Origin of the sequence: Hydrogenophaga pseudoflava, from assembly GCF_004353865.1 — a bacterium.
In the GTDB taxonomy this organism is placed as follows: Bacteria; Pseudomonadota; Gammaproteobacteria; order Burkholderiales; family Burkholderiaceae_C; genus Hydrogenophaga; species Hydrogenophaga pseudoflava.
Genome location: NZ_CP037867.1, coordinates 3,216,405 through 3,231,491 on the forward strand (window position 1 = coordinate 3,216,405; position 15,087 = coordinate 3,231,491).

Here is a 15,087-nt window from a genome sequence, read left to right on the forward strand (position 1 = left end):
TCGGGTGGCCCGCGAAGTGACACTGCAATCCGAGAGCACGCGCCGGGCACTGGTCGGCCTGGCACTGGCCGGGGTGGCCGCTGCCCTGGTGTGGTGGCGCCTGTCCGACCCATCCGAGGCCCGCCCTGCGGGCCTGCTGCGCCCGGACGATCCAGCCTTGCTCTCGCGGGGTGGGCAGCTCTACCGCGTGCATTGCGCCAGTTGCCACGGAGCCAACCTGCAAGGACAGGCCAACTGGCGCGAGCGCGGCGCCGATGGTCGACTGCCGGCCCCGCCCCACGATGAAACCGGCCACACCTGGCACCACCCCGACGAGGTGCTGTTCGAGATCACCAGAAACGGTGTGGCCCGGGCGGCGGGCCTGCCGGACTATGAGACCAACATGCCCGCCTACGGCGGCACGCTCAGCGACGACGACATCGTGGCCGTGCTGTCCTGGATCAAGTCCCGCTGGACACCCGAGACCCGGCGCCTCCACGACGAGGTCAACCGCCAGGCACCGCAGCGTGCGCCGGGCGGCAGCTGACATTTTTGTCATCTTCGGGTCATGTTGGCGACCCGGGCCGATTCCTACAGTGACCACATGGCATCCCGCCATGCGTCCCGTCATGAAAGGAAATCGACATGCCCCCCCTGACCCGAACTCTTCTGATCGTGGCCGTCGCCGGCGCGGCGTTCTCCGCCACAGCGCAGCAGGCTGCCGACCACAACCAGCACCACCCGGCCACACCCGCTGCAGCGGCCACGCCCGCGCCCGCTGCGCCCGCGGCGGCACCCGCCGTGACCCCACCGCAGACAGCGGCCCCCCAGGCCGGCATGTCCATGGGCATGTCGTCCATGCCGCAGATGCGGCAGCGCATGCAGCAGCACATGACGGCCATGCAGTCGCTGCGCACCCGGATGGCGGCGGCCACCACGCCGGCCGAACGGGAGGCCCTGATGGCCGAACACATGAAGGCCATGCAGGAAGGCATGGACATGATGGAAATGATGATGCAGCGCATGCCGCAGGCGCCCGCTGGCGCAGGCGCCCAGTGACCGGTCTGGCGACCAGGTCAGGGCTTGAGGAACCCACATGAACATCCGAAACCATCCCATGCGATTCACCCTGTTGTCCGCCTGCCTCGCCCTGGGCGGGATCTCCGCCGCCCTGGCCGCGCCCAAGGTGTACGTCGCAAATGAAACCGACGGCACGGTCAGCGTGATCGCGACCGACACCCGCCAGACCGTGCGCACCGTCACCGTCGGCGCAGGCGCGCACAACGTCCAGGCCACCGCCGACGGGCAGCGGGTCTGGGTGACCAACAACGGAACGCCGCCCGCCGACGCCGGCCATGCGGCCCACCAGGGCATGTCGGGCGCCGCGCACGCCGCCATGGCCACCTCCGGCGAGGTCTGGGCCATCGACACCGCCACCGACACGGTGGTGGGCAAGGTGCCGGTCGGCAACCATCCCGCCCACGTGGTGGTGTCCCCGGACGGCCGCTGGGTCTATGTGACCAACGGCGGCGACAACACCGTCAGCGTGGTGGACGCCGGGGCGATGAAGGTGGTGGCCACCATCGCCACCGGCGCGTTCCCGCACGGCATCCGGCTGAGCCCGGACGGGCAGCTGGCCTATGTGGCCAACCTCAAGGGCGGCACCGTGTCCGTGATCGACACGGCCAGCCGCAAGGAGGTCGAGAGCATTCCCGTGGGCAAGGGGCCGGCCCAGGTGGGGTTCACCGGCGACGGTCGCCTGGCCTTCGTGTCGCTGTCGCAGGAGAACCAGGTGGCCGTCATCGACCCGCGGACGCGCAAAGTGCTGCGCAAGGTTCCTGTCGGCAACGGCCCCATCCAGCTGTTTGCGACCCCGGACAGCCAGCGCCTGCTGGTGGCGAACCAGGGCAACCGCAAGACCCCCGGACGCACGGTGAGCGTGATCGACTTGACCTCGTTCAAGGTCACGGCCAGCATCCGCACCGGACGGGGTGCGCACGGGGTCGTGGTCGATGCGGACGGTCGGCTGGCCTATGTGAGCAACCTGTACGACAACACGGTCACCGTGATCGACCTGGCCGCGCACAAGCCGGTCGCCACCGTGCCGGTGGGGGCCGGCCCCAACGGCATCAGCGTGACCCCATAGGAGCAGGCCCATGCATGCGCCGCACCACCACCATCACCCAGCCGCCCATTCGCAGGCGGCGGCGCCTGCGGCGCCCCTGCCGGCGGGCACGGTCTACACCTGCCCCATGCACCCCGAGATCCGCCAGCCGAACCCGGGAAACTGTCCCAAGTGCGGCATGACGCTGGAGCCGGTGATGCCGGAGGCCGAGGAACAGGACAACCCGGAACTCGCGGACTTCCAGCGCCGGTTCTGGGCCACCTTGCCGCTCACGGTGGTGGTTGCGGTGCTGGCGATGGCGGGGCACCGCCTGGGCTGGTTCGACATGGCGGTGCAGAGCTGGATCGAACTGGTGTTGTCGGTGCCCATCGTCCTGTGGGCGGGCTGGCCCTTCTTCGTGCGGGCCTGGCAGTCGGTGGTGCACCGAAGCCCCAACATGTGGACCCTGATCGGCCTGGGCACCGGGGCCGCGTTCGTCTACAGCGTCGCAGCCACAGTCGCACCGCAGGCCTTCCCTGCCTCGTTCCAGTCCATGGGGCGGGTGGCGGTGTACTTCGAAGCGGCGGCGGTGATCATCTCGCTCACGCTGCTGGGGCAGGTGCTGGAGCTCAAGGCCCGCTCCCAGACCTCGGCCGCCATCCGTTCCCTGCTGGGGCTGGCACCCAAGACCGCGCGCCGCATCGGCGTTGACGGGAGCGAAGAGGACGTGCCGCTGGCGCATGTGCACGTCGGCGACCTGCTGCGGGTGCGCCCGGGCGAAAAGGTGCCGGTGGACGGCGTGGTGGTGGAGGGCCGCAGCGCCGTCGACGAATCCATGCTCACCGGCGAACCGCTGCCGGTCAGCAAACAGACGGGCGACCCGCTGATCGGCGCCACGCTCAACACCAGCGGGGCGCTGGTGATGCGGTCGGAGCGCGTGGGGTCGGCCACCGTGCTGTCCCAGATCGTGCAGATGGTGGCCATGGCCCAGCGCTCCCGGGCGCCCATGCAGCGCATGGCCGACCAGGTGGCGGGCACCTTCGTGGTGGCGGTGGTCGGCATCTCGGTGCTCACCTTCCTGGGCTGGGGCTGGCTGGGGCCGGAGCCGAGCTGGGTCTACGCGCTGATCAATGCGGTGGCGGTGCTCATCATCGCCTGCCCCTGTGCGCTGGGGCTGGCCACGCCGATGTCGATCATGGTGGCCACCGGCCGCGGCGCCGGCCACGGCGTGCTGTTCCGCGACGCCGCGGCCATCGAGAACCTGCGCAAGGTCGACACCCTGATCGTGGACAAGACCGGCACGCTGACGGAAGGCAAGCCCAGGTTCGAACGCGCCTTGGGCGTGGCGGGCCACTCCGACACCGAGGTGTTGCGGCTGGCGGCCAGCCTGGACCAGGGCAGCGAACACCCCCTGGCAGCGGCCATCGTGGCAGCGGCCCGGCAGCAGGGGCTGGTGCTGGAGAAGCCCGCGCAGTTCGACTCGGCGTCGGGCATCGGCGTGCAAGGCGTGGTGGGCGGGCGGGTGCTGGCGCTGGGCAACACAGTCCTGATGGACCAGCAGGGCGTGGACACCGCGGCGCTGGCTAAAGAGGCCGAAGCGCTGCGCAGCCAGGGGGCGAGCGTGATGTACCTGGCCGTGGACCGGCGGCTGGCGGGCCTGCTGGCGGTGTCGGACCCGGTCAAGCCGACCACCGCCGAGGCCCTGGCGTCGCTGCGCCGCGCGCACATCCGCGTGGTGATGGCCACCGGCGATGGCCTGACCACGGCGCACGCGGTGGGCCAGCGCCTGGGCATCGACGAGGTGCACGGCGAGGTGCAGCCGGCCGACAAGCTCCGGCTCGTGGAACGGCTGCAGGCCGAAGGCCGCGTGGTGGCCATGGCCGGCGATGGCATCAACGACGCCCCGGCGCTGGCCCGCGCCGATGTCGGCATCGCCATGGGCACCGGCACCGACGTGGCGATGAACAGCGCCCAGCTCACCCTGGTGAAGGGGGACCTGCGCGGCATTGCCACCGCGCGCGAACTCTCGGTGGCCACCGTGGCCAACATGAAGCAGAACCTGGGCTTCGCCTTCGTCTACAACGCGCTGGGCATTCCGTTGGCCGCCGGGCTGCTGTATCCGTTCACCGGCTGGCTGCTCTCGCCGATGATCGCCGCGCTGGCCATGAGCCTGAGTTCGGTGTCCGTGATCGGCAATGCGCTGCGCCTGCGGAGCCGATAGACACCACGCGGCCCGGGCATCTCACGGTCGGGCCAGGCCCGGGGTGATCCAGGCCGGCGTGTGATGGGAGCTGCGGGCCCTTCCGCCGATCACGCAGCCTCGATGCGCGGATAGAAGTCGCGGTTCTCGCGCTGCATGCGCTCGTGCACCATGCGCAGCACACGGTTGGCGTCGTCGCGGAAGCCCTGCTCGTCGCTGCGAACGCTCTCGGGCCGGTTCCAGCGCCGGGCGAAGGCGTCGTAGGCCTGGGCAATGGGGCCCATGTCCTCCTGGTACTGCTGGCCCATGCGCGCCAGCTCGGGGTTGCCACCACGCCGCAGGGCCGGGTACAGCGCCTGGTCTTCGACGGCCAGGTGCAGCTTGATGGTGGAGCTCATGTTGACGACGAGCCTTGCGATGTCGGCGGCGTTCTGCGCCACCCCCGCCTGCGCGAGCGTCCGAAGGGCCGATATGGCGCCGATGATGTCCTGGTGCTGGTGTTTGAGTTTGTCGATGTTCATGGAAGGCTCCTTGGAAGAACAGGTGTTGCTTTGCCCGTGGGCTTTCGAAGGCTTCGGGGCGCCGCCACCGGCACAGCCGTCGCGGTGCCCCGCGGCGATGCGGGCGCCACAAGGTCGGCCAGGGTCGTGCCATCAAGTTCCCTGAGGTAGGCCCCCAGCGCGGCGTTGAACAAGCCCTTCAGGCGGCAGGTCGGTGACAGCGTGCACTGGTTGGAACCCGGGTCGAAACACTCGACCAGGCGGAAGTCGGTCTCCGAGGCGCGCACCACATCCCCGATGCGCACCGTGGCCGGATCTTTCAGCAGGCGCAGTCCGCCACCGCGACCGCGCGTGGTTTCCAGCACGCCCTGTCGACCGAGGTCGGTGACGATCTTCATCAGGTGGTTTCTGGAGACCCTGTGGTGTTCGGCCAGCTCGCTGATGGTCACCATCTGGTGCGGGCGGGCCGCGCAATACATCAGCACGCGCAAGGTGTAGTCGGTGTACTCGGCAAGTCGCATGGAAGCCCCTAAAGAGGTACCAAGTATATTTCTTTAAAGGCCGTTTGGGTTTAATATTCATTTCACATGCTTCTTATGAGGTCTTTGCAGCGGCCCGACAGCTTCTGCAACGTCCCCCCACCATGACCACCCTGCCCTTGCACGCATCCCCGTCCGAACCTTCTGCCGCGCCACAGCCTCGGGGCTGGCCGCTGCTGAGGCTCGGATTCCGGCCCTTCTACCTGGGCGCTGCGGTGTTCGCGCTGCTCGCGATCCCGCTGTGGGTGGCGCTGTTCCTGGGCCAGTGGAACCTCACGATGGCGCTGCCCCCGCTGCTGTGGCACGCGCACGACATGCTGTTCGGCTTTGCGATCGCGGTCATCCTGGGCTTCCTGCTGACCGCGGTCAAAGCCTGGACCGGGCTGGCCACGCCGCGCGGCGCCTTCCTGGGTGCCCTGGCCCTGTTGTGGCTGGCGGCCCGGGTGGCCGCCGTGACCGGGCCCTACACGCTGTATGCCGTGCTGGACCTGGCGCTGCTGCCCCTGGTGGCCGCGGTGCTCACCCGCCTGCTGCTGCGCGCGCGCAACCGGCGCAACCTGCCGCTGGCGGGCATGCTGATGCTGCTCGCGCTGGCCAACGGCGTCTTTCACCTGGGCGTGACCGGTGTCCTGGAGATTTCTCCGCTGGTCCCTCTGCACGCCGCCCTGGCGCTGATCGTGATGATCGAGTGCGTGATCGCGGGCCGGGTGATTCCGGCCTTCACCATGAGCGCGACGCCGGGTCTGAAACTCCAGGTGCGCGCACCGGTGGAGCGCGCCGCGATGGCGCTCACCGCGCTGGGCTTGCTGCTGTGGGTTTTCGCACCCGCCGCCGCGGGCTGGAACCTGGTCGGTGGCCTGGCCCTTCTGCTCGCCGCGCTGGCCCAGGTGGTGCGGCTGCTGCAGTGGCGGCCTGCGATCACACGGCACCGCCCGATCCTCTGGATCCTGCACCTGTCGCACGCCTGGATTCCCTTCGGGCTGGCCTTGCTGGCAGCGGCCCGGTTCGGCTGGATCGGCGTGTCGGCCGGCGTGCATGCGCTGGCCATCGGAGCCACCGCCGGTCTCATCATCGGCATGATCACCCGCACCGCCCGCGGCCACACCGGGCGTGTGCTGCAGGTGTCGCGCGCGGAGACCACGGCCTATGTGCTCGTCATGCTGGCGGCCGCCGTCCGCGTGCTGCTGCCGCTGGCCCTGCCGACGTGGCTGCCCATGGCCCTGGTGCTGTCTGCCGCCGGCTGGTCGGTGGCGTTTGCGATCTACCTCTTCATCTACACGCCCTGGCTGCTCAAGACGCGCTTCGACGGCAAGGACGGCTGACGCGCTTTCTCAACCCTTCCCTCTTCAACCACTCAAGGAACTGCTCATGAACACCATCACCGCTCCCACCCCCACCGTCGACCTGCGCAGCATTGCGCCGCGCGAACGCCACTCGCTGGTGTTCTCCACCTTCAAGGCCCTGCCACCCGGCGCGGCCATGGAGCTCATCAACGACCACAACCCGCAGCCGCTGCGCGGGCAGTTCGAGAGCGGCCTCTATGGCGCCTTCAGCTGGACCATGCTGGAAAGCGGCCCTGAACAGTGGCGCGTGCAGATCGCCAAACCGGCCGACAGCCAGCCTGTGCACGGGGTGGATTCCTGCTGCGGCTCGTGCGGCGGCTGACCGGGAGCCAACCATGACCTTTGTGGTGACCGAATCGTGCATCCGGTGCAAGTACACCGACTGCGTCGATGTCTGTCCGGTGGACGCATTCCGGGAAGGACCGAACTTCCTGGTGATCGATCCCGACGACTGCATCGACTGCGCGGTCTGTGTCCCGGAGTGCCCTGTCTCGGCGATCTACGCCGAAGAAGACGTTCCCAACGACCAGCGGGACTTCACACCGCTCAACGCCGAGCTGGCGCGCGTGTGGAAGCCGATCACACGGACCAAGCCGGCGCTGCCCGACGCCGACACCTGGAGCACGGTCCAGGACAAACGCGACCAGCTCGAACGCTGAATCCGCCCGGCCCGGATGGGCGGGCTCTGTGCCCGCGATCCGGGCCGGGCTGTGTCACAAGCCCAGTGACAGCATCGCGGCTTCGGACATGCGGGAGCGGTCCCAGGGCGGATCGAACACGAACTCCAGGTCGACATCGGCCACCTGGGGCAAGGCCAGCAGCTTTTCGTGGATCTCGTCCACCAGCATGTCGCCCATGCCGCAGCCGGGCGCCGTCAAGGTCATCCTGATCGACACCTTGAACCCGTCGCCGTCCGTTGGCAGCACGTCGCACCCATAGACCAGACCGAGCTCTACGATGTCGACCGGAATCTCCGGGTCGTAGCAGGTCTTGAGCGTCTGCCAGACCTGTGCCCGCACACCCTCAGGCCCCTCCACGTCCGCCAGCACCGGCGCCACAGGCACCGGCTTGCCGATGGCGTCGGCATCGGCACCCGCCAGGCGCATCAGCTGGCCGTCCACCAGCAGGGTGAACGCCGCGCCCAGCGCCTGGGTGATCTGCACCAGTGTGCCGGCCGTCAGTTCCGCGGGGGTTCCGTCGGGCACGCAGGTCACCGCCACCGTGCGCGTGACCACCGCCCGTTCGCGGGGCGCGCTCATGGCGTGACCTCCGGCGCGTTGCTGGCGCTGCCGGCCTCGGCGCCCAGCGCGTGCATCAGGGCGTGCCAGCCCAGCAGCGCGCACTTGATGCGGCCGGGGTAGTGGCGCACGCCCGCCAGGCTGACCAGCTTGCCCAGGTGCGCCTCTTCGGGCGCCATCTGGCCCGTGAGCACGGCCCGAAAGCGCGCTTGCAGGGCCTGGGCCTGCGCCACCTCCTGCCCCAGAACCGCCTCGGTCATCATGGAAGCGGACGCGATGCAGATCGCGCAGCCCTGGCCCTGGAAGCGGATGTCGCCCACCCGCCCGTTGTCGACCACCAGGGCCACCTGCAGGTCGTCACCACATTGCGGGTTCTGGCCGCGCGCCTGGTGGGTCGGCGCGGCCAGCGCACCGAAGTGGCGCGGCGCGCGCTTGTGGTCCATCACCACCTCCTGGTAGAGGTCGAGTTCGGCGGCGGTTTCTGAAGTCATTGCAACACCTTCATGGCGTGCGCGACGCCGGCGAGCAGGCGCTCCACCTCGGCGTGCGTGTTGTAGAGCGCGAACGAGGCGCGCGTGGTGGGCCCCAGGCCCAGGTGTTCGAGCAGCGGCTGGGCACAGTGGTGGCCGGTGCGCACGGCGATGCCGCGCTGGTCCAGCAGGGTGCCGATGTCGTGAGGGTGCACGCCGTCGGCGACAAACGAGACGATGGCCGATGCGCGGCTGTGGGCCGACAGCACCGTGATGCCGGGCAGCTCGGTCAGACCCGCCACCGCGTGTTCGCGCAGCGCGTTCAGGTGGGCGTCGATGCGATCGCGCCCGACCTCGTCGATGAAGGCCGCCGCAGCGGCCATGCCGATCGCGCCCGCGACGTTGGGCGTGCCGCCTTCCAGCCGCGCGGGCAGTTCGGCAAAGCTGGCGTCGGTGGCGCTGACCCAGGCCACCATGTCACCGCCGTAGCGCAGGGGCTCCAGGCGTTCCAGCGCGGCACGCCGCCCCACCAGTGCGCCGGTGCCCATGGGCCCGTACATCTTGTGGCCCGAGAAGGCCATGAAGTCGCAGGCCAGCGACGACAGCGCGGGCCCACCGTGGGCCACGGCCTGGGCCGCGTCGAGCACGGTCAGCGCGCCCGCGCCGGCGGCGAGCTGGAGCAAGTCCTCGTAGGGCGGCCGCTCACCGGTGGCGTTGGCGCAGGCGGTGAGCGCCAGCACGCGGGTGCGGGGGTTGAGCAGGCGGCGCAGGTCGGCGGCGTGCAGCCGTCCCTGGGCATCGGGCCGCAGCACGCGCAGCACGGCCCCGGTGCGCCGCGCCGCCTGCTGCCAGGGCACGAGGTTGGCGTGGTGTTCCAGGCCGCTGACCACGATCTCGTCGCCCGCCTGCAGCCAGGCCGGCCGCACGCCGCGGGTGGAGAGCCCATGGGCCACCATGTTCAGCGCATCGGTGGTGCCCGAGGTGAACACCAGCTCGTGGTCTGCGCCCGCGCCGACGAAGCGTTTGAGCGTGCTGCGCGCGTGCTCGAACGCATCGGTGGCGCGCTGGCTCAGCACGTGCACGCCGCGGTGGATGTTGGCCCGGTCGTGCTGCTCGAAGGCGCGCATCGCGTCCTGCACCGGCAGGGCCATCTGGGTGGTGGCCGCGTTGTCGAGGTAGGCCAGCTCCGCGCCGTGGATGCGCTGCGCGAGCACCGGGAACTGCGTGCGCACGGTATCGGGCGCGAGAGGATCGATCAAGAAGGCGTCACCCATGTGCGGCCTCCGGCTGGGCCATGGGGGCGGCGGGGTCGCCGCTCAGGTGCTGGGCCACCACCTCGCGCAGCAGGCCCGCGAGGCCCAGCGACTCGATGACCTGGGGATCGCCCAACGCCCGCGAGAGCAAGGCCGTGGCCATGCCTTCGATGATCAGCCCGCGCGCGCTGCGTTCGTCCAGGCCCCGCTGGCGCGCATAGAACAGCGCGTCCTCTGGCAGGGCGCCCCAGGTGGCCCCGTGGGCCGCCTGCACCTGGTCGTGGTGGATCTCCAGGTGCGGGCGCAGCACCAGCCGGGGCTGGCCGCCGGTGGGCACGCCCGTGAGCCGCTGCCGCACCTCGGCGTCGGCGGCATGGGGTGCGATGCGGGTGTGGGCGTTGACCACTGCGCGCGCCGCGCCACTGGCCAGCGCCAGCGTCTCGATGGTGCTGTGGGTGCGCTCGCCGGTGTGCAGCATGCGCACCTGTTGTTCGACGTTGGCGGCGGCCGCCAGCAGCAGGCCCGCACTGTGGGCCTGGGCACGCTCGCCCGCCAGCCCAACTTCCTGGCGTTGCAGGTGGTAGCGGCCACCGGTGGCGATCAGGCCCTGTTCGTAGCGCGCGCCCTGCCCCAGCTGCAGCTGCAGATGGTGGGCAACCTGGTCGGCGGCGCCGGGGCGCACGCTGCGCAGGTGCTGCAGCGTGGCGCCCGCGCCCAGGCGGATGTGGGCGTGCAGGTTCTGCACCACCGGCTGTTCGCAGGCCACCGGTTCACGGTGATGGGTTTCCACCAGCACGCAGTGCACGCCCTCCTGCACATCGATCACCAGCATCGGCGCTTCGACCGCGCTGCGTGGCTGGTGCCTCAGCTGTATCCACACCGTCTCGGCCGCACCGCGGCTGTTGGCGTGTTCACCGCCAATGCGCAGCCGCAAGCCGCGACGGCACAGCGCGCGATGCACCCAGGTGAACGGCGCGGCGTCGTGCTGGGCGATGGTGTCGGGGGCCATCGCGCCATCGGGGTGGGTCGGCAGCGGCAGACCGGCGAACAGCTCCTGGCGCTGCGCCGGGTCGGCGGCGTCGAGCCAGCGGGCATCCACACGGCCTTGCGGCGTGTCGCCCAGCGGGTGCAATGTCCACCCAGCGCCGCTCAGCGGGTGGGCGTCGCAGGGGGTCGATGTGGCTTCGGGCGCCTCGCCCAGCCAGACGGCGGCCGGGGGTGGCGGCAGATGGCGAAACGCATCGGCGTTGCGGGGAACCCAGCCGGCGTCTTCCAGTCGGTGGCGGGCGGCCAGGATGTCGGCGCGTGCGGTGTCCATGCTCAGACCTCCAGCGCGTCGGCCGTGCGTGCGAACCCGGTCCGCTCGATCTGGCGGGCCAGTTCCAGGTCGCCGGTCTCGGCGATGCAGCCCTGGTCCAGCCGCAGCACCGCGTCGGGCTGCAGCGATTCGATCAGGTGCAGGTAGTGCGACACCACCACGAAGGCCGTGCCCTGCGCCCGCAGCGACTGCACCAGCTCCACCACCGCGCGGGAGCCATCCACGTCCATGCCGGAATCGATCTCGTCCAGCAATGCCAGGCGCGGCCGCAGCAGGGCCAGCTGCAGCAGTTCGTTGCGCTTGCGCTCGCCGCCCGAAAAACCGTCGTTGACGGGGCGCGCCAGCATCGCCTCGGGCAGGCCCAGACGGGTGGCCGTGGCCCGCGCATCGCCCAGGAAATCGAAGGCATCCAGCGGCGCTTCGCCGCGCGCCTCGCGCACGGCGTTCAGGGCCGTGCGGATGAACAGGTTGTTCTTCACACCCGGGATCTCGGGGGGCGCCTGGAACGACACAAACAGCCCGGCGCGGGCACGCGCCTCGGGGCTCATGGCCAGCAGGTCCTGGCCCGCAAAGCGGGCTTCGCCGCCGACCACGCTGTAGCGCGGATGGCCGGCCAGCGTCAGGCCCAGCGTGCTCTTGCCGCTGCCGTTGGCGCCCATGAGCACCACCAGCGCACCGGCGGGGACATCGAGCGAGATCGACTTCAACACGTGGCGGCCGCCAACGTCAACGCGCAGATCGCGCACCTGCAACAGGGGTTCGGCATGGGTCATGGTGGTTCTCTCCTGGGAAATCGGGGGGTGGGGCTCAGCCGACGGCGCCTTCGAGCGAGACGGCCAGCAGCGCCTTGGCTTCGAGCGCGAACTCCATCGGCAGCTCGTCCAGCACCGCCTGGCAGAAGCCGCCGACGATGAGGGCGGTGGCGTCCTGCGGGTGGATGCCGCGCTGCTGGCAATAGAACAGGCGCTCTTCGGAAATGCGGGTGGTGGTCGCTTCGTGTTCCACCATGGCGTCGTCGCGCGCGGCCTCGATGTACGGGAAGGTGTGGGCTCCGCAGTCCGGGCCGATGAGCAGCGAGTCGCACTGCGTGTGGTTGTGGGCACCGCTCGCGGTGGGCGCCACGCGCACCAGGCCGCGGTAGCTGTTCTGGGCGTGCCCCGCGCTGATGCCTTTGGAGACGATGCGGCTCTTGGTGTTGCGGCCCAGATGGATCATCTTGGTGCCGGTGTCGGCCTGCTGGAAATGGTTGCTCACGGCGATCGAATGGAACTCGCCGCGCGAATCGTCGCCGCGCAGCACCACGCTCGGGTACTTCCAGGTGATGGCCGAACCGGTCTCGATCTGTGTCCAGGCGATGTGCGAGCGCTGGCCCGCACACAGACCGCGCTTGGTGACGAAGTTGTAGATGCCGCCGCGGCCCTGTTCGTCGCCGGGGTACCAGTTCTGCACCGTCGAGTACTTGATGTGGGCATCGTCGTGCGCCACCAGCTCGACCACCGCCGCGTGCAGCTGGTGCTGGTCGCGCTGCGGTGCGGTGCAGCCTTCGAGGTAGCTCACATGGCTGCCCTCTTCGGCAATGATCAGCGTGCGCTCGAACTGGCCGGTGTTGGCGGCGTTGATGCGGAAGTACGACGACAGCTCCATCGGGCAGCGCACGCCCTTGGGGATGTAGACGAAGGAGCCGTCGGAAAACACCGCCGAATTCAGTGCGGCATAGAAGTTGTCGCCCGGTGGCACCACGGTGCCGAGGTAGCGTTCGATCAGTTCGGGGTGGTGTTGCACCGCGTGCGAGAACGAACAGAAGATCACGCCGACTTCGGCCAGCTGTTCGCGGAAGGTGGTGCCCACGGACACCGAGTCGAACACCGCGTCCACCGCCACACCGGCCAGCCGCGCCCGCTCGTGCAGCGGCACGCCAAGTTTTTCGTAGGTCTCCAGCAGCTTGGGGTCGACCTCGGCCAGGCTCTTGGGGCCGTCCTTCTGGGACTTTGGCGCCGAGTAGTAGCTCAGCGCTTGAAAGTCCACGGGCTCGATGCGCAGCTGGCCCCAGTGCGGATGCTCCATGGTCTGCCAGCGCTCCAGTGCCGCCAGGCGCCATTGCAGCAGGAACTCGGGTTCGCGCTTGCGGCGCGAGATGGCGCGCACGGTGTCGGCGTCCAGCCCCGGTGGCAGCGAGTCGCTCTCCACGTCGGTGACGAAGCCGTGCTGGTAGGGCTGATGCAACGCCTGGGTCAGCGGCGGTGCCTGTTCAACAGTGGTCATGGTGGGGCTCCTGCGGCGATGGGGTGCAGATTCGATGCGCCACCAAAGTGGTTTTGGTGTTGATCTGCACCCTCTTTTAAAGATTCATATGATATGCATCTTTAATGCCGATGACCACAAAAAGCGGCGTTGACCGCTTGTCTGCCAGGGTCATTGCCGGTGCAGCCGTCACCCTGTCGCGCGCTGCACGCTCCCCTGCCGATGTCTCAGGCCGGCCAGGCCCGCATGCGGAACGCGTCCACCAGGAAGTCGATGAGCGCACGGACCTTGGGGGTCAGTTGCCGGCGGCTCGGGTAGACCGCGTACACACCGAGTTCGGTGGAGCGGAAGCCGGGCATGACCTCCACCAGCGCGCCCGAGTCCAGGTGCGGCCCGACGAGAAACGAGGGTTGCAGCACCAGGCCCATGTGCTGCAGGGCGGCGGCGGTGCAGGTGTCGCCGCTGTTGGTGCGCATGCGGGGCGACACCTTCACCTGGATCGGTTCCCTGGACCCCTGCGACGAAAAGAATTCCCACTGGTCCCCCGCGGCCAGCAACGAATAGGCGATCACCGAGTGCCCGGCCAGCTCGGCCGGATGCCGGGGCGCGCCGTGCCGGCGAAGGTACTCCGGCGAGGCGCACAGGATCAGCCGCGTCGTGGTCAGCTGCCGGCTGATGAGCGAGGACACCTGGAGGCGCGCAATGCGGACCGCCACATCGAAGCCCTCGTCGACCAGATCGACCAGGCGGTCGGACAGCGTCACGTCCAGCGTCACTTTCGGGTGCTGCGCCATGAAGGCCGGCCACAGCGGCGCCAGGTGCAGCAGGCCGAAGGTGACCGGCACGTTGACGCGCAACTGTCCGATGGCCTCGCCCGCGTGGGTGGACAACTCGGCCTCGGCCTCGGCCACACCGTCGACCAGCTGGCGGCAGCGTTCGTGAAAGAGCTCACCCTCGGGCGTGAGCGACAGCTTGCGTGTCGTGCGGTGCAGCAGCCTCACGCCCAGCCGGGTCTCGAGGTCGCCGACCAGCCGCGACACGGCGGTCTTCGAGATGTCCAGCGCTTCGGCCGCGCGCACAAAGCTGCCCGCATCGACCACGGCGACAAAAGCGCGCATTTCCTGAAACCGATCCATGCGCCTATTGTGCCGTCATTCGGGACAGTCAATTCACTCCTGAAGTCTTTATCTATTGATGACGGGATTTTAAAGTTCAGTCCATCGCAGCAAGCCGCTGCTTCAACCCAAAGGACACATCATGAAAGTCACCATCATCGGCGCCGGCAACATGGGCTCGGCCTTCGTCAAGCAACTCGTTCTCGCCGGCCACCAGGTCAGCGTCACCGCCCGCGACAGCGCCAAGGCGGCACAGGTCGCAGCGGCCCACCCCGGCGCCCAAGCCGTCGCGGTGGCCGGCGCGGCCAACGGGGCCGACGCCGTCGTGCTGGCCACCGGCTACGGCGACGCCACCGCTGCGCTGCAGGCCGTGGGCGATCTGCAGGGCAAGGTCGTCATCGACATCACCAATCCGCTGACCGCCGACTACATGGGGCTGACCCTGGGCCACAGCAGTTCGGCCGCGGAAGAAATCGCCAGGGCCGTCCCCGGCGCCGAGGTGGTCAAGGGCTTCAACACCGTCTTTGCCCAGGTGCTCAGCGACGGCGCCGACTTCGGCGATGGCCGCAAGGTCACCGTCTTCGTGGCCAGCGACAGTGCCCGCGCCAAACAGACCGCCACCGCGCTGGCCCAGAGCATGGGCTTCGAGGTGGTCGACGCCGGCGGTCTGAAGAACGCACGCTACCTGGAACCACTGGCTGGCCTGAACATCTACCTGGGCTATGGCGCGGGTCTGGGCACCGCCATCGCGCCGACCTGGGTCCACAAGGCCTGAACACCACCCCCA

The 15,087-nt window shown here is 69.5% G+C and carries 17 protein-coding genes; 8 read left to right on the forward strand and 9 right to left on the reverse strand.

Features of this window, described 5'->3' with window-relative positions; translation table 11 throughout:
* Positions 1 to 4: 4 nt before the first annotated feature.
* From HPF_RS15390 to HPF_RS15405, 4 genes are all read left to right on the forward strand, one after another.
* On the forward strand, positions 5 to 526 hold the full coding sequence (locus HPF_RS15390; protein ID WP_424955178.1) for a c-type cytochrome: 522 nt from the start codon (positions 5 to 7) through the stop codon (positions 524 to 526).
* Between the two features lie 98 nt (positions 527 to 624).
* Positions 625 to 1,038 (forward strand): hypothetical protein, encoded by a 414-nt coding sequence (locus HPF_RS15395; protein WP_133157081.1) that lies wholly within the window; start codon positions 625 to 627, stop codon positions 1,036 to 1,038.
* 37 nt (positions 1,039 to 1,075) lie between these two features.
* Positions 1,076 to 2,125, forward strand: coding sequence for a YVTN family beta-propeller repeat protein (locus tag HPF_RS15400; protein ID WP_243721590.1), 1,050 nt, complete (start codon positions 1,076 to 1,078; stop codon positions 2,123 to 2,125).
* A gap of 10 nt (positions 2,126 to 2,135) precedes the next feature.
* The gene (locus tag HPF_RS15405) at positions 2,136 to 4,304 is read left to right on the forward strand and encodes a copper-transporting P-type ATPase (protein ID WP_133157082.1); all 2,169 of its coding nucleotides are present in this window, start codon (positions 2,136 to 2,138) and stop codon (positions 4,302 to 4,304) included.
* Between the two features lie 89 nt (positions 4,305 to 4,393).
* On the opposite strand, the gene HPF_RS15410 is transcribed toward HPF_RS15405, so the two are convergent.
* The gene (locus HPF_RS15410) at positions 4,394 to 4,804 is read right to left on the reverse strand and encodes a hemerythrin domain-containing protein (RefSeq protein ID WP_133157083.1); all 411 of its coding nucleotides are present in this window, start codon (positions 4,802 to 4,804) and stop codon (positions 4,394 to 4,396) included.
* Positions 4,801 to 5,304, reverse strand: coding sequence for an Rrf2 family transcriptional regulator (locus HPF_RS15415; RefSeq protein ID WP_079365593.1), 504 nt, complete (start codon positions 5,302 to 5,304; stop codon positions 4,801 to 4,803). The genes HPF_RS15410 and HPF_RS15415 overlap by 4 nt, the downstream gene beginning before the upstream one ends.
* Positions 5,305 to 5,426: 122 nt before the next feature.
* Here HPF_RS15415 and HPF_RS15420 point away from each other — a divergent pair, with 122 nt between their 5' ends.
* From HPF_RS15420 to fdxA, 3 genes are read left to right on the forward strand one after another with little or no spacing between them, the layout of a single operon-like run.
* Positions 5,427 to 6,644 (forward strand): NnrS family protein, encoded by a 1,218-nt coding sequence (locus HPF_RS15420; RefSeq protein WP_133157084.1) that lies wholly within the window; start codon positions 5,427 to 5,429, stop codon positions 6,642 to 6,644.
* A gap of 46 nt (positions 6,645 to 6,690) precedes the next feature.
* Positions 6,691 to 6,987, forward strand: a complete 297-nt coding sequence (locus tag HPF_RS15425) for a DUF2249 domain-containing protein (protein WP_066151723.1) — start codon at positions 6,691 to 6,693, stop codon at positions 6,985 to 6,987.
* A 13-nt stretch (positions 6,988 to 7,000) separates the two neighbouring features.
* The gene (gene fdxA / locus HPF_RS15430) at positions 7,001 to 7,324 is read left to right on the forward strand and encodes a ferredoxin FdxA (protein ID WP_079365591.1); all 324 of its coding nucleotides are present in this window, start codon (positions 7,001 to 7,003) and stop codon (positions 7,322 to 7,324) included.
* Between the two features lie 54 nt (positions 7,325 to 7,378).
* Here fdxA and sufT read toward each other — a convergent pair whose 3' ends face one another.
* The 7 genes from sufT to HPF_RS15465 form a co-directional block, all read right to left on the reverse strand.
* A complete protein-coding gene (gene sufT / locus HPF_RS15435) occupies positions 7,379 to 7,924 on the reverse strand; it encodes a putative Fe-S cluster assembly protein SufT (RefSeq protein ID WP_133157085.1) in 546 nt (181 codons plus the stop codon).
* Entirely contained in the window at positions 7,921 to 8,394 is a 474-nt protein-coding gene (sufU, locus tag HPF_RS15440; protein ID WP_133157086.1) for a Fe-S cluster assembly sulfur transfer protein SufU, read from the reverse strand. The genes sufT and sufU overlap by 4 nt, the downstream gene beginning before the upstream one ends.
* On the reverse strand, positions 8,391 to 9,647 hold the full coding sequence (locus tag HPF_RS15445) for an aminotransferase class V-fold PLP-dependent enzyme (protein ID WP_133157087.1): 1,257 nt from the start codon (positions 9,645 to 9,647) through the stop codon (positions 8,391 to 8,393). Before HPF_RS15445 ends, sufU begins: the two co-directional genes overlap by 4 nt.
* Positions 9,640 to 10,944 carry a SufD family Fe-S cluster assembly protein gene (locus tag HPF_RS15450; protein ID WP_133157088.1) on the reverse strand — a complete coding sequence of 435 codons (1,305 nt, stop codon included), beginning with the start codon at positions 10,942 to 10,944 and terminating at the stop codon, positions 9,640 to 9,642. The genes HPF_RS15445 and HPF_RS15450 overlap by 8 nt, the downstream gene beginning before the upstream one ends.
* A gap of 2 nt (positions 10,945 to 10,946) precedes the next feature.
* On the reverse strand, positions 10,947 to 11,717 hold the full coding sequence (gene sufC / locus HPF_RS15455; RefSeq protein WP_133157089.1) for a Fe-S cluster assembly ATPase SufC: 771 nt from the start codon (positions 11,715 to 11,717) through the stop codon (positions 10,947 to 10,949).
* Positions 11,718 to 11,751: 34 nt separating this feature from the next.
* The gene (sufB, locus tag HPF_RS15460; protein WP_133157090.1) at positions 11,752 to 13,206 is read right to left on the reverse strand and encodes a Fe-S cluster assembly protein SufB; all 1,455 of its coding nucleotides are present in this window, start codon (positions 13,204 to 13,206) and stop codon (positions 11,752 to 11,754) included.
* A gap of 206 nt (positions 13,207 to 13,412) precedes the next feature.
* Positions 13,413 to 14,321 carry a LysR family transcriptional regulator gene (locus tag HPF_RS15465; protein WP_133157091.1) on the reverse strand — a complete coding sequence of 303 codons (909 nt, stop codon included), beginning with the start codon at positions 14,319 to 14,321 and terminating at the stop codon, positions 13,413 to 13,415.
* A 121-nt stretch (positions 14,322 to 14,442) separates the two neighbouring features.
* Here HPF_RS15465 and HPF_RS15470 point away from each other — a divergent pair, with 121 nt between their 5' ends.
* Positions 14,443 to 15,075: an NADPH-dependent F420 reductase gene (locus HPF_RS15470; protein ID WP_133157092.1), complete on the forward strand. Its 633-nt coding sequence runs from the start codon at positions 14,443 to 14,445 to the stop codon at positions 15,073 to 15,075.
* Positions 15,076 to 15,087 lie beyond the last annotated feature (12 nt).